This window comes from Mesorhizobium sp. M0244, assembly GCF_040321795.1.
In the GTDB taxonomy this organism is placed as follows: domain Bacteria; phylum Pseudomonadota; class Alphaproteobacteria; order Rhizobiales; family Rhizobiaceae; genus Mesorhizobium.
In genome coordinates, this window is record NZ_JAMYSE010000012.1 from 1 (window position 1) to 24538 (window position 24538).

General features: G+C 64.4%; 19 protein-coding genes and 1 pseudogene. 11 read left to right on the top strand and 9 right to left on the bottom strand.

From position 1 onward, the window contains the following. From NKJ08_RS11280 to NKJ08_RS11290, 3 genes are all read left to right on the top strand, one after another. Nucleotides 1-185, top strand: a 185-nt coding sequence (locus tag NKJ08_RS11280; protein ID WP_352781765.1) for a hypothetical protein, incomplete at its 5' end; no start/stop codon positions are given. Between the two features lie 180 nt (nucleotides 186-365). Then, entirely contained in the window at nucleotides 366-1460 is a 1095-nt protein-coding gene (locus NKJ08_RS11285; RefSeq protein WP_352781766.1) for a branched-chain amino acid ABC transporter substrate-binding protein, read from the top strand. Nucleotides 1461-1541: 81 nt separating this feature from the next. Next, nucleotides 1542-4010: an adenylate/guanylate cyclase domain-containing protein gene (locus NKJ08_RS11290; protein WP_352781819.1), complete on the top strand. Its 2469-nt coding sequence runs from the start codon at nucleotides 1542-1544 to the stop codon at nucleotides 4008-4010. 250 nt (nucleotides 4011-4260) lie between these two features. Here NKJ08_RS11290 and NKJ08_RS11295 read toward each other — a convergent pair whose 3' ends face one another. The 8 genes from NKJ08_RS11295 to NKJ08_RS11330 form a co-directional block, all read right to left on the bottom strand. Beyond that, nucleotides 4261-5247: an ABC transporter permease gene (locus NKJ08_RS11295; protein WP_352781767.1), complete on the bottom strand. Its 987-nt coding sequence runs from the start codon at nucleotides 5245-5247 to the stop codon at nucleotides 4261-4263. Continuing rightward, nucleotides 5244-6215, bottom strand: a complete 972-nt coding sequence (locus NKJ08_RS11300; protein WP_352781768.1) for an ABC transporter permease — start codon at nucleotides 6213-6215, stop codon at nucleotides 5244-5246. Before NKJ08_RS11300 ends, NKJ08_RS11295 begins: the two co-directional genes overlap by 4 nt. After that, nucleotides 6212-7744: a sugar ABC transporter ATP-binding protein gene (locus NKJ08_RS11305; protein ID WP_352781820.1), complete on the bottom strand. Its 1533-nt coding sequence runs from the start codon at nucleotides 7742-7744 to the stop codon at nucleotides 6212-6214. Before NKJ08_RS11305 ends, NKJ08_RS11300 begins: the two co-directional genes overlap by 4 nt. Before the next feature lie 290 nt (nucleotides 7745-8034). Then, nucleotides 8035-9093: an ABC transporter substrate-binding protein gene (locus tag NKJ08_RS11310; protein WP_352522547.1), complete on the bottom strand. Its 1059-nt coding sequence runs from the start codon at nucleotides 9091-9093 to the stop codon at nucleotides 8035-8037. A gap of 48 nt (nucleotides 9094-9141) precedes the next feature. After that, on the bottom strand, nucleotides 9142-10056 hold the full coding sequence (locus tag NKJ08_RS11315; RefSeq protein WP_352781769.1) for a sugar phosphate isomerase/epimerase family protein: 915 nt from the start codon (nucleotides 10054-10056) through the stop codon (nucleotides 9142-9144). 18 nt (nucleotides 10057-10074) lie between these two features. Continuing rightward, a complete protein-coding gene (locus NKJ08_RS11320; protein WP_352781770.1) occupies nucleotides 10075-11616 on the bottom strand; it encodes a mannitol dehydrogenase family protein in 1542 nt (513 codons plus the stop codon). Continuing rightward, a complete protein-coding gene (locus NKJ08_RS11325; RefSeq protein WP_352781771.1) occupies nucleotides 11613-12395 on the bottom strand; it encodes an SDR family oxidoreductase in 783 nt (260 codons plus the stop codon). Before NKJ08_RS11325 ends, NKJ08_RS11320 begins: the two co-directional genes overlap by 4 nt. 58 nt (nucleotides 12396-12453) lie before the next feature. Then, entirely contained in the window at nucleotides 12454-13368 is a 915-nt protein-coding gene (locus NKJ08_RS11330) for a MurR/RpiR family transcriptional regulator (protein ID WP_352781772.1), read from the bottom strand. Between the two features lie 200 nt (nucleotides 13369-13568). Here NKJ08_RS11330 and NKJ08_RS11335 point away from each other — a divergent pair. From NKJ08_RS11335 to NKJ08_RS11360, 6 genes and pseudogenes are all read left to right on the top strand, one after another. Beyond that, nucleotides 13569-14754, top strand: a pseudogene (locus NKJ08_RS11335) (Gfo/Idh/MocA family protein). Between the two features lie 49 nt (nucleotides 14755-14803). Beyond that, entirely contained in the window at nucleotides 14804-15403 is a 600-nt protein-coding gene (locus NKJ08_RS11340) for an ANTAR domain-containing response regulator (protein WP_023676288.1), read from the top strand. A 2-nt stretch (nucleotides 15404-15405) separates the two neighbouring features. Continuing rightward, nucleotides 15406-16644 (top strand): CmpA/NrtA family ABC transporter substrate-binding protein, encoded by a 1239-nt coding sequence (locus NKJ08_RS11345; RefSeq protein WP_352781773.1) that lies wholly within the window; start codon nucleotides 15406-15408, stop codon nucleotides 16642-16644. A gap of 357 nt (nucleotides 16645-17001) precedes the next feature. Continuing rightward, a complete protein-coding gene (locus NKJ08_RS11350) occupies nucleotides 17002-18318 on the top strand; it encodes a CmpA/NrtA family ABC transporter substrate-binding protein (RefSeq protein ID WP_352781774.1) in 1317 nt (438 codons plus the stop codon). A 73-nt stretch (nucleotides 18319-18391) separates the two neighbouring features. After that, on the top strand, nucleotides 18392-19288 hold the full coding sequence (gene ntrB, locus NKJ08_RS11355) for a nitrate ABC transporter permease (RefSeq protein WP_352781775.1): 897 nt from the start codon (nucleotides 18392-18394) through the stop codon (nucleotides 19286-19288). 10 nt (nucleotides 19289-19298) lie between these two features. Continuing rightward, nucleotides 19299-20096: an ABC transporter ATP-binding protein gene (locus NKJ08_RS11360; RefSeq protein WP_352781776.1), complete on the top strand. Its 798-nt coding sequence runs from the start codon at nucleotides 19299-19301 to the stop codon at nucleotides 20094-20096. A gap of 284 nt (nucleotides 20097-20380) precedes the next feature. Here the strand turns inward: NKJ08_RS11360 and NKJ08_RS11365 are convergent, their stop codons facing one another. After that, nucleotides 20381-20665, bottom strand: a complete 285-nt coding sequence (locus tag NKJ08_RS11365) for a hypothetical protein (protein WP_352781777.1) — start codon at nucleotides 20663-20665, stop codon at nucleotides 20381-20383. Between the two features lie 84 nt (nucleotides 20666-20749). Between NKJ08_RS11365 and NKJ08_RS11370 the strand changes: the two genes are divergently transcribed. After that, on the top strand, nucleotides 20750-22051 hold the full coding sequence (locus NKJ08_RS11370; protein ID WP_352522558.1) for an MFS transporter: 1302 nt from the start codon (nucleotides 20750-20752) through the stop codon (nucleotides 22049-22051). A gap of 19 nt (nucleotides 22052-22070) precedes the next feature. Continuing rightward, on the top strand, nucleotides 22071-24521 hold the full coding sequence (gene nirB / locus NKJ08_RS11375) for a nitrite reductase large subunit NirB (RefSeq protein ID WP_352781778.1): 2451 nt from the start codon (nucleotides 22071-22073) through the stop codon (nucleotides 24519-24521). Nucleotides 24522-24538: the final 17 nt, after the last annotated feature.

Consider the following 24538-nt stretch of genomic DNA (forward strand, 5'->3'; position numbering starts at 1 on the left):
ATCGCCCAGAACCTCAGGAAATTGGCCAAGATCTGCACTATCCGGACACCAATCCCAGCCACTTAGGGCAAGGAGGCCGCCTCGACCCAATCGCAACTCGTCGCGGCGAAAAGAACGCCTGGCTTAATCACCGACTTCTTCAACACAATCGACCCAATCACGACGCTCACTCCGGTCAGTGGTAACGTCCGGATTGGCGCGCGATTCCGACCTCAGCGAACGAAGTTATGACACGCCATTCCAGTGTATGATTGCTTCGCCAAATTGGGTCTGCGCTGCAATAGCAGCCCGAGACAGCCGCGCTTGCCGAAGGGGCTGTCGGCTCTGACGGGATTGGCGTAAGCTACAGTTAAGGGGGTGCACACATGCACCGCATCATCGCCATAGCGATCTTAGTTCTCGCGGCCGCGTTCAGCTCCGCGCGGGCGGAGGTGCTGATCGGTGTCTCGTCTGCGATGACGGGACGGCTCGCCTGGATCGGCGAGCAGGGACAGCGCGGCGCGGAGATGGCAGTGGCCGACGTCAACACGGCGGGCGGCGTGCTCGGCCAGAAGGTGAGGCTCATCTCGGTCGACGACTTCTGCGATCCCGAGCAAGCTGTGGCGGCCGCCAAGAAGCTGGTGGCTGACGGGGTCGTGCTCGTCGTCGGGCATTATTGCTCCGGGGCCTCGATCCCCGCATCAAAAGTGTACGAGGAGGCGGGCGTCGTTGAGATATCCCCAGGCTCGACCAATCCGCAGCTGACCGAACAGGGCCGTGCCAATGTCTTTCGCACCATTGGCCGCGACGACGCGCAAGGTTTCATCGCCGGCAACTACCTTGCCGATCGCTGGGGCAACAAGAAGATTGCGATCCTCCACGACAACTCGACCTATGGGAAGGGTCTCGCCGACGAGACCAGGAAGCAGCTGAACAAGCGGGGCGTGACTACGGCCGTTTACGACGCATACATTCCCGGGAAGGACGACTATTCGGCCGAGGTCGCTGCGTTGCAAACCGCCGGCGTCTCCGCCTTATATGTGGGTGGGTATCATGCCGAGGTTGCGCTGATTGCTCGCGCTGCACACGACAGTGGCTACACGGTTCAGCTCATATCCGGAGATGCTTTGGCGACTGAGGAATTTGCCCTGATCGCCGGCCCCGCGGCGGAGGGGACCCTCTTCACGTTCCCGGCGGACCCGAGGCGAAGCCCCGAAGCGGCCGCGGTCGTTGAGCAGTTCCGTGCGGAGAATTTCGAACCCGCGGGCTACACGCTGTTGAGCTACTGCGCGGTCCAGGTTTGGGCCCAGGCAGTCTCGAAGGCAGGTTCGCTGGAGCCGAAGGCCGTCATTGCGGCACTGCACGAACAGGAATTCGACACCGTCACCGGCCGGGTCGATTTCGACGACAAGGGCGACCTCACGAAGCAGAGCTGGGTTTGGTACGTCTGGCGCGGCGGAGAGTACGTGCCGGTTGAATAGGGTTCGCTGATCGCCGGCGTGCCGGCTGAGATGTCTAGTCTGATGCAGACCAGTGTGGCCGGACTGTTCCGACTCGCCGAGATGCTTGAACGCCTCGGCATACGCGGCCGGCTGTTGCTCGCCTTTTTCGGGATTAGCGCCCTTGCGGTGCTGGCAACCGCTGCGGCGCTTTATGCCTTCCTCCAGGTTGGCGACGTCGTCGACCGAATTACCACGGATCGAGTGCCGTCGGCGCTCGCCTCCCTTCAGCTGTCCCGCCAGGCCGAACGGGTCGCTGCTGCCGCGCCATCGGTGCTGGCAGCGACAAGCAGGGCTCAGCACAGCGAGGTCTCGGCTGCCGTCGCGCTCGAGATGTCCCGCCTCGAGGCCCTGCGCACGGACCTCCGGGATGCCACGTTGGGCACAGTGCCTTTGGCCGAGATCGAGGAAGCCGCGATTGTTCTGAGGCGCAACCTGAAGGAGCTCGACTCTCTTGTTGTCGCCCGGCTCGACGTGGTCGCCCGCAAGGAGGAGCTCCTGAATCGCCTCGCCGCGACGACGACCGGAAGCCAGCGCCTTGTCGCCACCAGCATCCTAGTGATGGATTCCAGGCTCCCGCAATGGCGGGCGGTCGCGGCCGACACGTCGCTGTCGCCCGATCGACGCGCAGCGGCGATGGCCGACCTGGTCCAAGCGATTGCGGCCTACATCCCCCAGCAGAAGGCGCAGCTGGAGATCTCGGCGGTCAACGACGCGCTGGTGAAGGTCGCGAACGCGCCGACGCCGGGCGACCTGGCGTTGATCCTTTTTCCGCTGCGCCGTTCGCTCACTGCTCTTGAAAAGGTTTCCACGGAGATCGACGAAAAGCTGCGGACCCGCTTCCGGCAGCGTGTCGACGAGTTCAAGGGTTTGACCGACGGCGAGGACAGCATCCCCAAGGCGCGGGAGGACGAGTTTGCTGTCCTGGCACAGGGCGAAAGGCTTCTGGCCGAGAACAATCGACTGTCGCGCAATCTCACCGCTGGCGTCGATCGCCTGGTCGCCACGGCAGACCAGGAGATCGCTGCGTCCGGTCGCGAAGCCGCGCTCGTCCAGCGCTACGGCACCGCGGTTGTGCTCGGCTCCGCCTTCCTCAGCCTCCTGAGTTCGGTTCTGGTTGTCTGGCTCTATGTCGACCGCAGCCTCCTCGCCCGACTGGGGGCCGTGAGCCAGGGCATGCTCGCGATTGCGGGGGGCAACCTTCGTGCGCCGCTGCCAGCCGCGGGCAGCGACGAAATCGGGCGCATGGCCGAAGCGCTGAGACTCTTCCGGGATACTGCTGTCGAGGTCGAGGAAAAGAACCTGCGCGACGTTGCGGAAGCTCGTCAGCGGCTCATCGATGCCATCGAAAGCATCTCCGAAGGATTCGCTCTGTACGACGGGGAGGACCGGCTCGTCCTCAGCAACAGCCGCTACCGCGAATTGCTCTACACCGGTCTGGAGACCGAACTGACGCCCGGCACGACATTCGAGCAAATCATTCGCCGATCCGCTGAGCGCGGCTACATCAGGGACGCCGACGGGCGGGTCGAGGAGTGGGTCGCCGAGCGCCTCTCGCGGCACCGCAACCCTGGCGAACCTTGGGTGCAGCGGCGAGGCGACGGGCGATGGGTCATGATCAGCGAGCGGCGGATCAGCGCCGGCGGCATGGTCGCCGTCTATTCGGACATCACTGAGCTGAAGCAAAGGGAGGAGAACCTCGCCGAGAAGTCCGTGGTTCTGGAGGCGCTTTCCAGCAAGCTGGCGAAGTATCTGGCGCCCCAAGTGTATCGCTCGATATTCACCGGCCGCCAGGAGGTCAGGATCGCCAGCCAGCGGAAGAAACTGACAATATGCTTCTCCGATATCGCCGGCTTTACCGAGACCACCGACAAAATGGAATCCGAGGATCTCACCCAACTCCTCAATCACTATCTGACGGAAATGTCGAAAATTGCTTCGGATCACGGCGCGACGATCGACAAATATATCGGCGACGCGATCCTGATGTTTTTCGGCGATCCCGAGACTCGTGGCGTCAAGGAGGACGCGCTGGCTTGCGCGCAGATGGCACTTGCAATGCAAAAGCGGATTAGCGAGCTTGCCGAAGTCTGGCGGGACATGGGGATCGAAACACCGCTGCGCTGTCGCATCGGCATCCATACCGACTACTGCACCGTCGGTAACTTCGGCAGCGAGGACCGGATGGACTACACGATAATCGGCGGCGCCGTGAATCTCGCCTCGCGCCTGGAGCAGGAGGCGCCGCCGGGGGCCATCCTCATTTCCTACGAGACGTTTGCGCAAGTGAAGGACTCAATCGACTGTGAGGAACTGGGGCACGTCCAGGTCAAGGGGATCGCCTATCCCGTCGCCACCTACCGCGTCATCGATCTGAAGGCCAATCTGGCGGCCGCTCGTCGTGCTGTTCGAACCGAGCTGCCGCACTTCAGGTTGGAACTTGAACCGGAGCTGATGTCCCCTGACGAGCGTGGCGATGCCGCCACTGCACTTCGAGACGCGCTGGATCGGCTTTGTCACAAGCCCGGGTAGTAGGGCTTGGTCCACAACGACCCCTCCCAATGGGCGCAAGGAGTGGGATGTGGGACGCCGCTCATTGGCCCTATCGATGCGAAGGCCGCAGAACGGTCGCGGTCAGTCTTCGAACTCGGGCGGAACGTCCGCATCGGAGCCGAGACTTAACATTCACGGCATCACTGGCAAGGTCCGGATATGGCGCATTCCTCACATCCGATCTGTGTCTGCTTGGGGATCAAAGCCGCCGTTCCCGCCTGCCTTCCCCCTACCTCTCCTCCACAATCCGCAGATACGCCGCCGTAACGAACAGCACGATCAGCCCAAACAGTATCCGCCTTGCCCCCTCAGGCATCTGCAGGATGGTCAGCAGCGTTGTCAGTACCGTGAGGATCAGCGCCCCGATGATGGTGCCGGTATAGCCGCCGCGGCCGCCGAAGATCGAGGTTCCGCCGACGACGGCGGCGGCCACCGAAGGCAGCACCAGCGGTTCGGCGAGCGACAGCGACGGCGCCTTGATCAAGCCGATGTAAAGCAGCCCGGTGATCCCGGCGAGCACGCTCGAAATGACGTAGAGCGCGGTGATCACCTGCCAGTAGCGGACGCCGGACAGGCGCGTTGCCCGTTCGTTGTCGCCGACGGCATAGAGAAGGCGGCCAAAGCCGGTCCGGCTCAAGGTGAAGACGATCAGCGCCGCCACCGGCACGAACAGCAGCAGCGCATTGGGCACGCCATAGGTCAGGCCGGTGCCGAGCCAGGCCAGGAAGGGCGGGATCTTGGCGCCGGAGGCGATCACGGTGCGCTGATAGACCTGCAGGCAGCCGGTGCCGATCAGGCTGGTGCCGAGCGTCATGATCAGCGGGTGCACGCGAAAGACGCCGACGCCGATGCCGTTGACGAAACCGATCAGCACCGCCGGCACCAGCGCGATCAGAATAGCCACCGCCGGGTCATGATTGACGACCTGCGTCGCCATGATGAAGGCGCTCATCGTCGCCACGGTTCCGACGGAAAGATCGATGCCGCCAGTCAGCATCGTCATGGTCTGGCAGCCGGCAAGGATCGCCAGCGGTATGGCAAACTTGACGGTGTTGGCGAGCCAGCGCTCGTTGACGATGCCGGGGCGCAGGATTTGCAGAACCACGACCAGCAAAATCAACAGGATGATCAGCGGGATCAGCGGCCGGTCGCCCATGAAGCGCTTGACGCGGCGGCCGAAGGAAACTTGCGGGGTCATCGTTGCACTGCTGCTCATGATGCGCGGCTCCGCATGATGATGAAGGCTCCGAACATGACGACGGCGACCATGATGGCGCCCTCGACGATCGCGGTGACGTTGGGGTCGATTGCCATGAGCGTCAGGTCGGTGCGCACCAGGCGCAGCACGAAGACGGCAACGATCGGGCCGAGCATTCCGCCCTTGCCGCCGCCGAGGGCGACGCCGCCGAGCACCACCGCCGCGACGCTGGCGAGCAGATAGGGACCGGGGATGGGAGCGCCTATGCCGGTGCTCATGGTCAGTGCCAGCCCGCCCATGGCGGCGAAAAGCCCCGACAGGGCGTAGGCGATGATCCTGGTGCGCGCGACGGCTACGCCGCTGCGAAAAGCCGCGAGTTCGCTGCTGCCGATGGCATAGATGGACAGGCCGAGCTTCGAGCGCCTGAGCGGTATCCAGATGATGCACAGGCAAACGACAAGGAGGACCAGCGCTTTCGGTATCCAGGCAGAGATCTCAGGCAATCCCGGAATCGGGACCGTGCCGACGATGGCCGCCCGTAGCCATTCGGCGACAGCGCCGCCCGGTGCCTGGAGGACGAGCAAGGCAGCACCCTGCAGGACGAAGAGGGTGGCCAGCGTGACGACGATGTCGGGCACCCGGGTGACGACGATCAGCATGCCGTTGACGGCGCCCAGCACCAGCCCCATGGCCAGCACGAACGGCACGACGAACAGCGCATATTCCTCGCTGGCGCCGTCCATCATCGAAGCGGCGGTGACGCTGGTCAGCGCCATCATGGCGCCGACCGAAAGGTCGATGCCGCCGGCGATGACGACGACGGTCTGGGCGGCCACGGCGAAGGCGTAAGGCAACACCGCACGCACCAGCGAGCCGAAATCGCCGCTGCCATAGCCCGGCTGAATGATTTTGGTGATCACGAACAGCAAGACGAACAGGGCGAGCAGGCTGGCGACCCAGCCTTGGCGGCGGATGAAGCGGATCAAGGCGTCACCGCCGGGCTTGGGCCGGCGAGGATGCCGACATCCTGCTTGGCGTCGCGCGGCAGGCCATAGGCGGCGCGCATCAGCGCCGGCTCGTCGGCGAGCTCGGCTGCGAAGACATCGACGACGCGTCCGCCAAAAATGACGATGACGCGGTCGCAGACGCGCTGCACTTCTTCGAGCTCGGATGTGTAGAACAGCACCGACTTGCCCTGGTCGGCGAGCTCGCGCAGCAGCTTGTAGATCTCCTGCTTGGTGCCGACATCGATGCCGCGCGTCGGATCGAAGCACAGGATGGTTCGTGCTTCGGCGGCGATCCAGCGGGCGATCGTCACCTTCTGCTGGTTGCCGCCGGACAGCCGCTGCACCTCCCGCTGGGCGCGCGTATCGATCTGCAGCCGCTCGATCGCCTTGACCACCCTGGAGCGCTCCTGCCGCATGTTGATTGGCCCCCAATTGCGCAAGGCGGCGCTGAAGGGCAGCGCGATGTTTTCGCGCACCGAGCGCTGCATCGCCAACGCCTCGGCCCGGTCGCCGGGCACATAGGCGAGGCCGGCGCCGATGGCATCCGCCGGATGCGCGAACTTGACTGGCTGCCCGTCCACCTCGATCGTCCCGCCGGAGGGGCGGATGGAGCCGGCAAGTGCTGCGAAAAGCTCGTCCTGGCCTTGGCCCTCCAGCGCGACCACGCCCGCGACCTCGCCATTCCTGAGATCGAACGACACGTCGTTGAGCTTGGTGCCGACACGAAGGTTGCGGACGCCAAGGCGCGGCCGGCTCGCTGCCGGCGAAGCGGCCTGGTTCGCCTGGCGCGCGGCCACGCGGCTCTTCTCGATCCTGGCGCCGAGCATCAGCTCGACGATCTGCTCCTCGACGCCCGGCACGATATCGACGACGCCGACAGTCTCGCCGTCGCGCAGCACCGTGGCGCGGTCGCACAGCGCCGATATTTCCACAAAGCGGTGCGAAATGAAGATCACCGAGCGGCCGCTGTCGCCTTGGCGGCGGACGACCTCGAGCACGCGTTCGGCAAGGTTAGCCGGCAAAGCAGCGGTCATCTCGTCGAGCAGCAGCACGTCGGGCTCGACGGCAAGTGCGCGCGCCAGATCGAGCACCCGCAGCACGGCAAGCGGGATGTCGCGCGCGGTGTCGCGTATGTCGAGGTCGGGAATGCCTAGCTCGCGCACCCAGGCCCGGAACGGCTCGACCGGCGTGCCGGTCAGGCGAAGGTTGGAGGCAACGTCGAGATCGGGGATGAGCGACGGCTCCTGATAGACGGGAAGCAGCCCGGCGCGGCGCGCATCGGCGGGCGAGCGCACGTCGCGCATCTCGCCGCGGATCAGGATACGGCCGGCATCGGCGCGGATGGCGCCGGTCAGGATCTTGACCAGCGTCGACTTGCCGGCGCCATTGGCGCCCATCAGCGCGTGAACCTCGCCGGGCAGGACCGACAGCGAGGCATTGCGCAGCGCCGCCACGGCGCCGTAATTCTTCACGACGCCGGTGGCGTCCAGGAGGGGATTGGTGGTCAAACTGCGTGGTTCTCGATTCATGTGGCTCAAATCATTCCGCGCTGGCGCCGCCCCTCACCTGCCTGCCGGCTCCTCTCCCCGCATAGAGACGGGGAGAGGGGGGCTGTGATCGCCGGTTTCGCCAATCGTCACCGTCGCAGGAAGGGCGCCGAAGTTGCGGCCAGCCCCCTTCTCCCCGTCACTATACGGGGAGAAGTGCCCGGCAGGGCGATGAGGGGCGGCGCCGACTTCGACAATTTGGCCGTCTCCGCACAAGTGGGAAACGGTCATGGTCTGCAGCGAAAGCCCGATTATTCGCCCGGACCCTTGCAGGCGACGATCTGGTCCTTGCTGTAGGTGGTCCATTCCGGGATCGAGATCGAGACCGGCCATTCCGGGCTGAGCGACGGATCGGCGGCTCCCTTGAGCTTGGCCTTGCCCTCTTCGGTGGCATTTTCCCAGAGCTGCGGCTCGACCAGCACGGTCTGCTCCGCCGGCTTCTTGCCGTCGAGGATCTGCAGAGCGAGCGTCACGCCGGCGCCGCCGATCGAGCCCGGGTTAGTCACGGCTGCACCGACAAGGCCCTTGACCGAGTTCAGCTGGCCGACGAAGCCGGCATTGTCGGCACCGACCACCGGCACCAGCGGCGTCTGCGACTCGACCAGCGCATCGACGATCACATTGTCGATGCCGGAGGTCCAGATGCCGTTGAACGGCGTTCCGGTGGCGATGAAGTCGAGGATCTGCTGCTTGCCCTGGTCCTGCTGCCAGCCGGTGAAGACCTCGTGCACGACCTTCACATCCGGAAATTCGGCCAGCGCCTTCTTAAAACCCTTGTCGCGGTCGCTGTCGGCGGAGGCGCCGGCAGCGCCGCGCATATAGACGACATCGCCCTTGCCGCCCATCTGTCCGAACAGCCACTTGGCGCCGAGATAGGCGTATTGCTCCTGGTTGTTGGAGATGATGTAGGCCGACGGCTCGGTGACCGCCTGATCGACGGCGACGACGACGATGCCGGCCTTGGTGGCCTCCTCCAGGGCCGCCTTGATGCCGGCCGGATCGGCCGGGTTGACGACGATGGCGTTGACCTTGGCGCTGATCAGGTTGCGGATGTCCTCGAGCTGGCCTGCCGCGTCGGTGTTGCGATGGGCGATGTTCAGCTTGGTCACCTCGCCGGAGGCAAGCGCCTGTGCCTTGATCGCGCAGATCATCTCTTCGCGCCAACCATTGCCTTGCACGGTGTTGGAAATGCCGATCGTGTATTTGCCTTCGGCGGACGAGACGCCCACCGCGGCCATGAAAGCCGCGCCGGCAAGCACCGGAACCATTGCCAGATATTTCTTGTTACGCATGTAAGTCTTCCTCCACATTGACTTTAGGTTCAGTTCGAAAATCGTTTCTGGTCATCAGAAGGGGCGTCATTTCACAAAGGGGCGCAGCACGTCGCGGGCCAGCAGAAAGCCTCGCTTGACGTTGTCGTCGCTCCCTTCAAAGCGCCGGTCCTCATGCTCGATGATGACAGGCCCGTCATATCCGGCCCGGTAGAGCCCGGAAAAGATGATATTCCAATCGATATCGCCGAGCCCCGGCATACGCGGCACCTGCCAGCCTATGCCGGCCGAAAGGATGCCGCGCTCATAAAGGCCGTCGCGGTCGATCATCAGGTCCTTGGCATGCGCATGCAGCATATGCGGGCCGAATTCACGGATGAAGCGCGCCTGGTCGATCATCTGCCAGACCAGATGCGAGGGGTCGAAATTCATGCCGACATCGCCGCCCCAGGCCTCGAGGATGCGGCGCCAGATATAGGGCGAATAGGCGATGTTGTGCCCGCCCGGCCACTCGTCGTAGCTGAAGATCATCGGGCAGTTCTCGAAGGCCAGCTTGACGCCGTTGTCGCGCGCGTGGGCGATGATGGCGGGCCACACTTTGAGCGCCTCTTCCCAGTTGGCGTCGATGGTTTTTGAAGCATCGCCGCCGCAGAAAGTGTTGACCACCGGCACGCCCATATGGCTCGCCAGCACGATCACATTCTTCAAATGATCGATGACGGTGTTGCGGTGCCCGGCGTCGGGATGCAGCGGATTGGGGTAGTAGCCGAGGCCGGAGATCGACAGGTTCTTCTCCGCCAGTCCTGCCGCGATTTCCCTGGCCTGCGAGGCCGAAGTCGAAGCGGCGTCGATATGGCTGGTGCCGGCATAGCGCCGGGCGGCGCCCGAGAATTTCGGCCAGCAGGCGATCTCCAGCGCCTCGAAACCGGCCGAGCTTGCCCAGTCGGCAATCTCGCCGAGGGCGGTGTCCGCAAACGGTGCGGTGAGCAGTCCTAGCTTCATCCTGCCTCCCTTCTCCCACTATGCCGATTGTGCCGGCTGCTTCAACCGCGCGGACGCCGGCAATGCGCAGGCATGGCCGACAAAGCCCATCGGGTCGTTCGACAGCAGGCCGTCGAGCGCGGTGACAATGGTTGTGCGGAAATTCTCGTTCGCGGCGAGGCCGGGGTCGAAGATGGTGTCGATGGCGAGAATGCCGTCCGCTAGGGCTTTTGCATCGGCGCCGACCGCGTCGGCAATTTGAGCGACCTTATCGGCGTAAGGGTCCGATACTTCCCAGCTTCTGCCGAACCTCGCCGAGGCCTTAATCAGATAGGCCATCCAGCCGGCGACCGGAATCGACAATAGGGCGATGCTTTCACCCCGCCGCAAACGCTCGCGGATCGGGTTGAGCAGGCGCTGCACGATCTTCTGCGAGCCATCGGTGGCGATCTGGTGATTGCGATGACGGATTGCCGTATTTCTGAGCCGGCCGAGGCTCTGCTCGACATAGGCCTGTGGCGACACACCGGGCACCGGCGCCAGGGTCGGCAGCGTCTCCTCCACCAGCATGCGGCGAACGAAAGTCCCGAGCAACGGATCGGCGATGGCGTCCGACGTGTGCTCGTGGCCGGCCAGCACGCCGAGAGTAGCAAGCGTCGTCTGGGCGCCGTTGAGCACCCGCATCTTGAGATGCTCGAAGGGCGTGACGTCGTCGACGAAGCTTGCGCCGACCAGATCCCAGCGCGGCACCCTGCCGGCGAACTTTTGCTCGATCACCCATTGCCGGAACGGCTCGCCGACCACGACGGCGGCATCGCGGTAGCCGAAACGCTGCTCGACCGTCTCGATGTCGGCTTCAGACGTCGCGGGCGCGATGCGGTCGACCATGGCCGACGGGAAGGCGACGTTGGCGGCGATCCAGTCCGCCAGGCCATCGCCGCGCCGTGCTGCGATAGCCTGCACGACGTTCGCCAGGATGACGCCGTTGGTCGGGATGTTGTCGCAGGAGAGCAGCGTCACCGGCCGTCCATGCGAGGCCATGCGCAGTTCGAGCGCCCGCGCCAGAATGCCCGGCACGCTGCGCGGCGTTTGCCGATTGACGAGGTCGTGGACGATGTCCGGGTGAGCCACATCCAGCTCGCCATTGGAGGGAATGTGGCAATAGCCTTTCTCGGTGACCGTCAGGGTGACCATGTCGATGCCGGCGGAGGCCAGTACGTCGAGCGCGGGGGCCGAACTTTCCTGGCTGTCGACGACCGAGACGATGCTGCCGATGACGCGCGCTTCGACCTTGTCGTCCTCGCGGATCAGGCGCGTATAGAGCCCGCCTTGCCGGCCCAGCGTCTCCGACAGGTTTGGCGGGCGGATGTTGAGACCGACCACGCCCCAGCGATCGAAACGGTGCGACAAGAGATCGTCGGTGTATTCGGCCTGATGGCAGCGATGGAAGGCGCCGACGCCGATATGCGCCATGCCTGGGGTGAGTGCTGTCCGGTCGTAGGACGGTTTTTGGACGGCGGAAGGGAGCCGGCTAAGCAGTGCCGGGCCGAGCGTCTCGTGCGATGCGGAACCAGCCTTCACCGGTTCGCCCCGACGACCCACTGCTCCTGGTCGATCAGCGCGCCGGTCATCGGCCCCGAGGCGTCGGAGAGCAGGAACACGGCAACGTTCGCCACTTCTTCCGCCGCCAACAGCCGGCCGAAAGGCTGCGAGGCGTTGGCCGCGTCGATCCAGCCTGGACCGTGCCCCAGCGTCGCAGCCTGCATGACGCGTTCGGCCGGCGTGTCGGTCCAGCCGACATTGATGCCGTTGACACGGATGCGGTCGAAGCGGTGTGCGTTGGCGGCGTTGCGGGTCAGTGTCGCCAGCGCGCCCTTGGTGGCGGAATAGACGGCGAGTTCGGGCGAGCCGCAATGCGCGTTGATCGACAGGATGTTGACGATGGCGCCGCCCTCACCTTGCTTGCGCATCTGCGCGATTGCCGCCTGCATCAGGAAGAACGGGGCGCGGGCGTTGACCGCAAAGAGAGCCGCCCAGTCGTCGAGGCTTGCGTCGAGGAACGAGGCCCGGTCCGTCAGGCCGGCGGCATTGACCAGCGCGTCGATGCGGCCGAAACGGCTGACGCATTCTTCGACCAGTCGCGCCGGCGCCGTGGCGTCGGCCAGATCGGCGGCGATGAAGGCCGCCGGCGTGCCCATGCCGGAGAGCGACGCCGCCACTTCGTTGCCGCGCACCGGCTCGCGGCCGGTGACCAGCAGGCCGCCGGCACCGGAACGCGCAAGCGTCTCGGCGATCGCCCGGCCGATGCCTTGCGTCGCGCCGGTGACCAGCACCACCTTGCCGTCGAGCCGAATCTCCATTCCTCCTCCCGGAACAAAGTTTCTATTTTTCCGAATATGAAATGCCAATTCCCGATAGTCAATCGCCCGTGCGGCGCGCGACGACGCCGTGGACGAGCGCCATGCCGACCGCCAGCGACGCGGCAAGCGAGCGGAAGCCGGCAAAATCTGACTCAACCACCTCCAGCCAGGTGTCCGACAGCTCGACCAGCGGGCTGAACGTGCTGTCGGTGATGGTGACGATGCCCGCCTTCCGCTCATGGGCCACGGCGACAAGATCGGGGGTGATCGAGTTGTAGGGGCTGAACGACACCGCCAGCACAGCATCGCGCTCGCCGATGCAGCCGACCTGGTCCAAGGCGGTCGAGCCGACATTGTCGACCAGCACATTGCGCACGCCCTGCTGCGACAAAGTGAGCGACAGATAGGTGGTGACGGGGAAGGCCCGCTTGCTGCCGATCACATAGATCAGGTCGGCCGAAGCCAAAAGGTCGACCATCTTTTCGAAACTCTCGACGTCGAAGCCATCGTCGATGCGGCCGAGCGAGGCCTGCGAGGCGCCGACCATGCCGTTGAGAAAATGCAGATTGGCGTTGGGCTCAGCCGCTGCCCGCTCCTGCCCGTCGCGCGCCCGTCCCTCGGGCCAGGATGCTTTGACATGGTCCTTGAACAGGCCCTGGAGGTCGGAGAAGCCGGCATAGCCGAAGATCTGCGCGAAACGCACCAAGGTCGAAGGCTGCACACCGGCCTGCTCGGCGACCTGAACGATCGTGCCGAGCGCGACGTCGCTCGGATGCTGCCACAGGAAGATGGCGACCTGGCGCAGGCGCTTCGGGAAATGCACCGTGCCGGCCGAAAGCACGGCACGCAATTCCTCATAGGTCTGCGGCTTGGTGTAGCCGAGCGCGGCAAGCGAGCGGCCCTGTTTCTTCGCCATGGTCTCGTTGCGGCCGACGATCTCAGCACGACCCGGTGAGCTGCGTGCTCCGCTCATGGTACGAACGGGAAGGCGATTGCGACCATGCGCTGCTTCGTCATCCGAACCTCCTCCAGTTCAAATCGTTTTCACGCTAGCCCGGCATGATCGTTTTACAAAACGAAAATTGGAAATAATGTTCGAAAACGGTGACGGGTTCCTATGGGCCGGCGCACCCCGCAAAAAAGACCGTTTCCACGGGAGGGAGTTCTCAACTCATGGTCTACGCAATTGCCGACGGGTCGACACGCCAACGCTTGCGGGTCGGCATGGTGGGTGGCGGCCGCAACGCTTTCATCGGTGCCGTGCACCGGCTGGCCATGCGCCTCGACGACCAGATCGCGCTGGTTGCCGGCGCGCTGTCCTCGGATCCCGAAAACGCGGCCGCGTCCGCTGCCGAGATCGGCATTGCGCCTGAGCGCAGCTATGCCGACTACCGGGAGATGGCGCGCGCGGAAGGCGCCCGTCCCGACGGCATCGAAGCCGTCGTCATCGTCACGCCAAATCATCTGCACGCGCCGATCGCGACCGCCTTCCTCGACGCCGGCATCGACGTCATCTGCGACAAGCCGCTGTCGACGACGCTGGCCGACGCCGAGGCGCTGGTGAGCCTGGCGCGCGCCAAAAACCGCAAATTCATCGTCACGCTCAACAACACCGGCTACGCCATGGTTCGGCAGGCGCGCGAGATGGTGGCGGCCGGCGAACTCGGGCGGATCGTCTCCGTGCATGCCACCTATATCCAGGACTGGCTGACCTTGCCGATCGACGCGGAAGGGCAGAAGCAGGCCGAATGGCGCACCGATCCGGCACGCGCCGGGCAGTCGGCTGTGCTCGCCGATATCGGCGTGCACGCGTTCAACCTGGCGAGCTTTATCTCGGGATGCCAGGCCGAGGAAGTTTCGGCCGATCTCTTCACCGCCGTGCCCGGACGCCGGCTCGATGACAACGCCCATGTGCTTGTCCGCTGGTCGGGCGGCGCGCGCGGCACGATCCTGGCAAGCCAAACCTCGCCCGGCCACTACAACGATCTCTCCGTCCGCATCTATGGCGACAAGGCCGGGCTCGAATGGTCCGGCACGCGGCCGGAAGAGTTGCGCTTTTCACCCTATGGCGAGGAAACGCGCACGCTGGTGCGCGGCGGCCATGGCGCATCCACGGAAAAGCCGGCGCGTGTCGCGCATGCCGGCAGCCCACCCGGAAGGCTATATCGAGGCCTTCGCCAATCTCTATTGCGACGCCGCCGACATCATTCGCGCCCACCGCTCGGGCGTCGCGATCGATCCGGCACGTGCTGCCCAAGTGCCCGACGTCATCGACGGCGCCCGCGGCGTCAAGTTCGTCGCGGCGGCCGTCGCTTCCAATTCCTCGGGCGGCGCGTGGACGCCGGCTTTGTTTCCGTGAATCTCGCCATGCCGCATTGCACAATCGCGTCGCCTGCGCAAAATGCGGCATGATCCGCAAATCCCTCACTGTCCTGGTGATCGATGAAAACCACATCCGCGCTTCCATAATCGAAGCAGGACTGCGGGAGGCTGGGCATCAGCAGGTCACGGTCATCCATGACGTCGCCGGCATAGCGCGACGGATCGCCGAGATCGAACCCGACGTGATCGTCATCGATCTCGAAAATCCCAACCGCGATATGCTCGAAAACATGTTCCAGCTGTCGCGCGTGGTGAAGCGGCCGATCGCCATGTTCGTCGACCGCTCGGACCAGGCTTCGATCGAAGCCGCGGTGGAAGCCGGAGTGTCGGCCTATGTCGTCGACGGCCTGCGTCAGGAGCGGGTCAAGCCGATCCTCGACATGGCGATCAGTCGCTTCAACGCGTTCTCGCGCATGGCGCGCGAACTGGAAGAGGCCCGCAGCGAGTTGGAGAGCCGCAAGGTGATCGATCGCGCCAAGGGCATCCTGATGAAGTCGCGCGGCTTGTCGGAGGACGCGGCCTATACGCTGCTGCGCAAGACCGCCATGAACCAGAACCGCAAGATCGCCGAGATCGCCCAGAGCCTGGTGACGGCGGCAGGCCTTCTGGATCCCGAGGAGAGTTGACGATGGCCGCCGAGCACCGGATCAATGCTGGCTTCATGCCGCTCTTCGACAGCGCGGTCCTCGTCGCGGCGAAGGAAATCGGCTTCGCCCTGCGCGAAGGCATCGACCTCACCCTCAACCGGGAAACGTCCTGGGCCAACATCCGCGACCGCATCGCCATCGGCCATTTCGATCTGGCGCATATGCTGGGACCGATGCCGATCGCCTGCAATCTGGGGCTGACGCCGCTCGCCTCCGATACGGTCGTGCCGTTCTCGCTTGGCCTCGGCGGCAACTGTGTGACGGTTTCGAACGCGGTCTGGGTGGGCATGGCCGCGCACGGCGCCCGACCCGACCTTGATCCGGCGCGGGCCGGCAAGGCTTTGGGAGCATTGATCCGCGAACGGGCGAACGCCGGCCGCGATCCGCTGCGCTTCGCCGTCGTCCATCCGCATTCCGGGCACAATTACGAACTGCGCTACTGGCTCGCGGCCTGCGGCATCGACCCGTCGCGTGAAATCGAAATCGTCATCGTGCCGCCGCCCTTTATGGCGGACGCGCTCGCCGCCGGCAGGATCGACGGCTACTGCGTCGGCGAACCCTGGAACAGCGCCTCCGTCGTCGCCGGCACCGGCCACATCGCCACGGTCAAGGCGGCCATCTGGAAGACCAGCCCGGAGAAAGTCGTCGGCGTGCGCAAGGCGTGGGCGGAAAAACAGCCGGACGCACTTTCGGCCCTGCTACGCGCGCTTCATCACGCGGCGCGCTGGTGCCAGGATCCGGCAAACCGCGGCGAACTCGCGGCCTTGATGGCGCAGCCGGCCTTCCTCGGGCTTGCGCCGGCGCTGCAGATGCCGATCCTCAGCGGACATCTTGCGCTCGGCGGCGGCGCCGAACTGAGCGTCGGCGACTTCTTTCTGCCCTTCAACAAGGCGGCGAACTTCCCGTGGAAGAGTCATGCGCTGTGGTTCTATACGCAGATGGTGCGCTGGGGGCATGTCGCGCACACGCCGGAAAACCTCGCTATTGCCCGCGACTGCTACCGCCCCGATCTCTACCGCTCGGCGTTGAAGCCGCTTGGCGTGGCGCTTCCCGGTGCCAATGCCAAGGTCGAGGGCGCGCTGAAGGCCGCGACTCCGGTCGGTTCGGCGGGGGCAAGCCTGGTGCTCGGACCCGACGGTTTCTTCGATGGCCAGATCTTCGATCCCGACGAGATCGACGCCTACATTGCCGGCCAGAAATTGGCGCGCGCCGAAGCCTGATTATTTCCGCGCCATTCTTGTGCACTGCACAAAAAATGTGCGTGCAACTGCGCTAATGAACAATCTTTGGCTTGCTCGCCCAGCGGGCCGGCGCGCCGACGATTGTGGCATGTCGTTGATCTCATTGATGTTTGTCATCCATTCAGAAATTGGCACGGTTCCTGCTTTGCAATAGGCAGACTCTTCTCGGGTCACGGAATAGGCGTCCAATGGCGGGCGCTACAGGCAAAGCTGCCGCTCAGGTCAACACGCGATCCCGGATGGACGGACGCGCGCGGCCTGGCCGGCGGCTTTTTGTTTTGACCGAACACGCAATCGACGGCGCTGATCCCAAGCAGTGCCCAACCGGAGACGACGATGACGAAACGGATCGGAACTGGAACGACACTCAAGGACATGACGCGTCGCGATTTCCTCGCCAGCAGCGCGCTGACGGCGGGGCTGTTCGTGGCGGCGCGCAAGCTCTTACCCTCGGGCGCTTATGCCGCCACGACTGCTCCCGAGGTGACCGGCGCCAAGCTCGGCTTCATTGCGCTGACCGATGCAGCACCGCTGATGATTGCCAAGGAAAAAGGCCTGTTCGAGAAATTCGGCATGCCTGACGTCGAGGTGCTCAAGCAGGCCTCGTGGGGCGCGACGCGCGACAATCTGGTGCTCGGCGGCGAGGCCAACGGCATTGACGGCGCCCATATCCTGACCCCGATGCCTTATCTGATGCACACTGGCAAGGTGACGCAAAACAAGCAGCCGCTGCCGATGGCGATCGTGGCGCGGCTCAACTACGACTGCCAGGGCATTTCCGTCGCCCAGGAATATGCCGGCACCGGCGTCGACCTCGACGCCTCCAAGTTGAAGGACGCCTTCGCTGCCAAGAAGGCCGCAGGCAAGGAGGTGAAGGCCGCCATGACCTTCCCGGGCGGCACGCACGATCTTTGGCTGCGCTACTGGCTGGCCGCCGGCGGCATCGATCCCGACAAGGACGTCTCGACCATCGTCGTGCCGCCGCCGCAGATGGTCGCCAATATGAAGGTCGGCAACATGGATGTGTTCTGCGTTGGCGAGCCGTGGAACGAGCAGCTCGTCCATCAGGGCGTCGGCTTCACCGCCGCTACCACCGGCGAACTGTGGAAGGGTCATCCGGAAAAGGCGCTCGGCCTGCGCGCCGCCTTCATCGACAAATACCCGAACGCGACCAAGGCGATCCTGATGGCCGTCATGGAGGCCCAGCAATGGTGCGAGGCCATGGAAAACAAGGACGAGATGGCCGCCATCATCGGCAAGCGGCAATGGATGAACGTGCCGGCAGTCGACATCATCGGCCGCCTCAAGGGCGACATCAATTACGGCAATGGCCGCGTCGCCACCGGCACCGATCTCTACATGAAGTTCTGGAAGGGCGGCGTGTCCTATCCCTTCAAGAGCCACGACAGCTGGTTCCTCGCCGAAAACATCCGCTGGGGCAAGTTCGCGCCGACCACCGACATCAAGGCGCTGGTCGCCCAGGTCAATCGCGAGGATCTGTGGCGCGAGGCGGCCAAGGATCTTGGCGTCGCTGCGGCCGATATCCCGGCCTCGTCATCGCGCGGCACCGAGACCTTCTTCGACGGCAAGGTCTTCGATCCGGAGAACCCGTCCGCCTATCTCGACAGCCTGAAGATCAAGGCGTCGGCCTGAGCCCGACATAGATGCGCGACAGGCGTTGGCAACGCCGCCGGTTGTGCACGTGCCGCCAAGGAGTTTTCGAGAAATGTCTATCCAAGCCATCGAGGACCGCAAGGTGAAGCCGTTCCCCGCGCCGGCGAAGCCCGCCGAAATCCTCGCCTTCACCGCCAAGGCGCGGCGTCGCTTCCACCCGGCCGCGATCGCCGGCAAGCTGGCCAGCACGCTGGTGCCACCGGTCATCGTTATCGCCATCATGCTCGTCGTCTGGCAGGTCGCCTGTTCGTCGCCGACCGCCAGCCTGCCGCCCCCAAGCCAGGTATGGAACGAGGCCTATGACCTGATCGCGCACCCATTTTTCGACAATGGCCCGCAGGATATCGGGCTCGCCTGGCGGGTGCTGATCTCGCTGCAGCGCGTTGCCATCGGCTTCGGTCTGGCGGCAATCGTCGGCGTCGCGCTCGGCGCGCTGGTCGGCCAGTCGATCTGGGCCATGCGCGGCCTCGATCCGGTGTTCCAGATCCTGCGCACCGTGCCGCCGCTCGCCTGGCTGCCGCTGTCGCTGGCCGCGTTCCGCGATTCCAGCCCATCGGCGATCTTCGTCATCTTCATCACCTCGATCTGGCCGGTGATCATCAACACCGCCGTCGGTGTCCGCAACATCCCCGAGGATTATCGCAACGTCGCCCGCATTCTCCGGCTGAACCAGTTCGAATTTTTCGTAAAGATCATGGTGCCGGCAGCCGCGCCTTACATCTTCACCGGCTTGCGGATCGGCATCGGCCTGTCGTGGCTCGCCATCGTCGCCGCCGAAATGCTGACCGGCGGCGTCGGCATCGGCTTCTTCATATGGGACGCGTGGAACTCGTCGCGGCTGCCCGACATCATCGTCGCGCTCGCCTATATCGGCGTCACCGGCTTTTGCCTCGACCGCCTGGTCGCGGCAGTCGGCGCCTTCGTCACCCGTGGCACAACGGCAAAGTGAGGAAAGCGTCATGACGGCCTACCTGAAGCTCGACCATATCGACAAATCGTTCGCCCGTGGCAGCCATGTCAGCGACGTCCTGAAGAACATCCGCCTCACCATCGACAAGGGCGAATTCGTCTCGATCATCGGCCATTCCGGCTGCGGCAAGTCGACCTTGCTCAATCTGATCGCCGGGCTGACCAAGGTCTCGGCCGGCGCCGTCCTGCTCGAGGACAAGGAAGTCGACAGCCCCGGTCCCGAACGCGCCGTGGTCTTCCAGAATCACTCGCTGCTGCCCTGGCTCACCGTCTACGAGAACATCAACCTCGCGGTATCCAAGGTCTTCGGCGGCACAAAGAGCCGTGCCGAGCGGCATGACTGGATCATGCGCAATCTCGACCTCGTGCAGATGGCGCATGCCAGGGACAAGCGCCCGGCCGAGATTTCCGGCGGCATGAAGCAGCGTGTCGGCATTGCGCGCGCGCTCGCCATGGAGCCGAAGATTCTTTTGCTCGACGAGCCGTTCGGCGCGCTCGACGCGCTGACCCGTGCGCATCTGCAGGATGCGGTGATGGACATCCATTCCAGGCTTGGCTCGACGACGATCATGATCACCCATGATGTCGATGAGGCGGTGCTGCTCTCCGACCGCATCGTCATGATGACCAACGGTCCGGCAGCGACCATCGGCGAGGTGCTTGCCGTGCCGCTCGCCCGGCCGCGCCGGCGCATCGAGCTTTCCTCCGACCGCACCTTCCTGCGTTGCCGCGAGGCGGTGCTGAAGTTCCTCTACGAACGCCACCGCTTCGTCGAAGCTGCGGAGTAAGGCCATAACCGGAAAACTCGTCATCATCGGCAATTGGCAATCTGCATCGGCAATTGGCAGTCTACCGCATTGCACAAATATTATGCTGCTGTGCAAGGCATTCTGACTAATCTTTGATCCGCTGCCGGGCTTGGTCAAAAGTCGCGCGACTGCGGTTCACATTGATTTCATTCGATAATTCAGAGCGCTGTCGAATTGGCACGCTTCCTGCTTTTCAGAATGTAGGTCCGCAAGGGCCAAGTGACATGGCGTCCAATGGCGGGCGCCCCAGGCAAAGCTGCCGCTCAGGTCCACACGCGCTCCCGGAACCCCGGACGCGAAGACTTGGCCGGCGGCTTTTTTGTTTTGACGCAATCGACGGCGCTGGTCCCAAGCGGCGCCCAACCGGAGACGACGATGACGAAACGGATCGGAACTGGCGCGTCCTCGCGGATTTCACACGCCGCGATTTTCTGGCCAGCAGCGCGCTGACGGCGGCGCTGTTCACCGCCGCGCTCCTCCTCTCTTTCCCGCTGGCGCCAAGACTGACGGCAAGGGTCTCGAAGTGACCGCGCAAAGATCGGTTTCAACCAGTTCGCCGATGCCGCGCCGCTGACAGTCGCGAACGAACAGACAAGGGCGGTGCCTCCCACGCCGCAAACCGGAGCCAGAAAATGACCGCAAATCTCCCAGCCGCGCCCAGCCAGGACAGTGCTCCCCGGCAGGCGCTTGTGATGTCCACCATCGCCTTCACCGTCTGCTTCGCGGTGTGGACGATCTTTTCAATCATCGGCGTGCGCATAAAGCAGGAGCTGGGGCTGAACGAGACGGAGTTCGGCCTGCTCGTCGGCACGCCGATCCTCACCGGCTCGCTCGTGCGTATGGTGCTCGGTGTCTGGACCGACCGTTTTGGCGGACGGCTGGTATACACCGCGACCATGCTTGCGGCCGCGGTCGCGACCTTCCTGCTCGCTTTTGCGCACACCTACGGGCAGATGCTGGTCGCTGCGCTAGGCGTTGGGCTCGCCGGCGGTTCCTTCGCCGTCGGTGTCGCCTATGTCTCGCGCTTCTTCCCGGCCGGCAAGCAGGGTACGGCGCTTGGCATTTTCGGTGTCGGCAATGTCGGCGCCGCGGTCACCAAGTTCCTGGCACCGTTCGTGCTTCTCTCCTGGGGCTGGCAGTCGGTCGCGCTGATCTGGGCGGCAGCACTCGTCGTCATGGCCGCCGTCTTCTGGTTCACGACCGGCGACGATCCGGTCATCCGCGAGCGCCGCGACGGCAAGGCTGCACCCGCGAGAAGCTTCTTGCAGGAATTCGCGCCGCTCAAGAACCTGCAGGTCTGGCGTTTTGCCTTCTATTATTTCTTCGCCTTCGGTGCATTCGTGGCGCTGTCGCTGTGGCTGCCCCGCTACCTGATCGGCGTCTACGGCTTCGGGCTTGCGACCGCCGGCATGATCGGCGCGGCCTATTCAATTCCGGCAAGTATTTTCCGCGCCTATGGCGGCGTGCTTTCCGACCGGATCGGCGCCCGCACCGTGCTCTACTGGACCTTCGCTGTCAGTGCCGTCGCGACTCTCGTTCTGTCTCTCCCCTCGGCAGACTACGTCGTGCGCGGTATCAGCGGGCCGATCACCTTCCATTTCGAGATCGGCCCGCTCGCCTTCATAGCCGTTGCCTGTGTGCTCGGCTTCTTCATGAGCCTTGGCAAGGCCGCCGTCTACAAGCACATCCCGGCTTACTATCCGCAGAGTGTCGGCGCGGTCGGCGGCGTTGTCGGCATGATTGGCGGGCTCGGCGGCTTTATCCTGCCAATCGCCTTCGGCGCGCTCAACGACCTCACCGGCGTCTGGTCGAGCTGCTTCATGCTGCTCTTCGTCATCGTCGCCACCTGCTTTGCCTGGATGCATTTTTCCATCCGGCGGATGGAGCGCACGGCGTCTGCCGAAGCTTCAGGCCTTTCCTACGCGGCTGAGTGAGACCGGAGTGGATCAGGACATGACCGAGAAACTCGTCATCATCGGCAACGGCATGGCCCCTGGGCGGATGCTGGAGCACCTCTTCGAACAGGCGCCGGACCACTACCAGGTCACCATCTTCAACGCCGAGCCGCGGGTCAATTACGACCGCATCATGCTGTCGCCGGTTCTATCCGGCGAGAAGGCCTATGAGGAAATCATCATCCATGGCGACGGCTGGTACATCGCCAATGGCATTACGCTTTACAAGGGCCACAAGATCGTCGCCATCGACCGGACGGCAAAGACCGTCACCTCCGACCACGGCGTCACCGAGCCTTATGACAAGCTCGTCATCGCCACCGGCTCGGTGCCGTTCATCATTCCGGTGCCCGGCCACGATCTGCCGGGCGTGCTCACTTATCGCGATCTCGACGACGTCCAGGCCATGCTGCTTGCCGCCCAGTCGCGGGCCAAGGCCGTGGTCATCGGCGGCGGCCTGCTCGGGCTCGAGGCGGCCGCGGGCTTGAATTCGCAAGGCATGGACGTCACCGTGCTCCATGTCATGCCGACGCTGATGGAGCGTCAGCTCGATCCGGCCGCCGGCTATCTCCTGCAGCGTGCCGTCGAGCAGCGCGGCATCAAGGTCATCACCAAGGCCAACACCCAGACGATCACCGGCAACGGCAAGGTCGAGCGGGTGGAACTTGCCGACGGCACTGTCATTCCCGCAACGCTCGTCGTCATGGCGGTGGGCATCAGGCCGAACGCGGCCCTGGCAAAAGAAGCCGGCATTGCCGTCAATCGCGGCATCGTCGTCGACGCCGGCATGCGCAGCAACGACCCCGACATCTACGCAATCGGCGAATGCGCCGAGGTCAACGGCCAGGTCTATGGGCTGGTAGCGCCCCTCTACGAAATGGCACGCGTCGCCGCCAGCCAGCTGGCCGGCGACGAGGCTGCCGCCTTCGTCCATTCGGACACGCCGACCAAGCTCAAGGTCACCGGCATCGACCTGTTCTCGCTCGGCGACTTCGCCGAGGGCGAGGACCGCCAGGAGATCGTGCTGCGCGATGCCGCTGCCGGCGTCTACAAGCGCCTGGTGCTTAGGGATGACCGCATCATCGGCACCGTGCTCTATGGCGAGACGGCGGACGGCGCCTGGTTCAACGACCTCAAAAAGAAGCAGACTGACATATCTGAAATGCGCGACACGCTCATCTTCGGCCAGTCCTACCAGGGAGGCGCCCCCCTGGACCCTATGGCGGCCGTTGCAGCCTTGCCGGATGATGCGGAAATCTGCGGTTGCAACGGCGTATGCAAGGGAAAGATCACCGGCGCGATCACGGCCAAGGGCCTGACCTCGCTCGACGACGTGCGCGCCCACACCAAGGCGTCGGCGTCCTGCGGTTCCTGCACCGGTCTGGTCGAAAAGCTGATGGTGCTGACCATCGGCGACAAGTACAACCCGGCGGCGGTCCAGCCGATGTGCGGCTGCACCACGCTTGGCCATGACGAGGTCCGCCGGCTGATCAAGGCCAAGAGCCTGAAGACCATTCCGGCCGTCATGCAGGAGCTGGAATGGAAGACCTCCTGCGGCTGCGCCAAATGCCGGCCGGCGCTCAACTATTATCTCGTCTGCGACTGGCCCGACGAATACGCCGACGACTACCAGTCCCGCTTCATCAACGAGCGCGTCCACGCCAACATCCAGAAGAACGGCACCTATTCGGTGGTGCCGCGCATGTGGGGCGGCGTCACCAATGCCGCCGAATTGCGCGCCATCGCCGATGTTGTCGACAAGTTCGATATCCCGATGGTCAAGGTCACCGGCGGTCAGCGCATCGACATGCTCGGCATCCGCAAGGAAGACCTGCCGGCAGTGTGGGCCGACCTCGGTCAGGCCGGCTTCGTCTCCGGCCATGCCTATGGCAAGGGGCTGCGCACGGTAAAAACCTGCGTCGGCTCGGACTGGTGCCGCTTCGGCACGCAGGATTCGACCGGCTTGGGCATCCGCATCGAGAAATTCATGTGGGGCTCGTGGACCCCGGCCAAGGTCAAGATGGCGGTGTCGGGCTGCCCGCGCAACTGCGCCGAGGCGACCTGCAAGGATGTCGGCGTCATCTGCGTCGATAGCGGCTACGAGATCCATTTCGCCGGCGCCGCCGGTCTCGACATCAAGGGCACCGAGGTGCTCGGGCTGGTCAAGACCGAAGACGAGGCGCTGGAGCATATCGTGGCACTGACGCAGATGTATCGCGAGCAGGGCCGCTATCTCGAGCGTATCTACAAATGGGCCAAGCGCGTCGGCATCGCCGAGGTCAAGCGCCAGATCATGGACGATGGCGAGAAGCGCAAGGCCTATTTCGACCGCTTCGTCTTTTCGCAGAAATTCGCCCAGGTCGACCCGTGGTCGGAACGTGCTTCCGGCAAGGACAAGCATGAATTCCGGCCGATGGCTTCGGTCGGCTTTGCGCAGGCGGCGGAGTAGGCGCGTGTTCCCGAAAA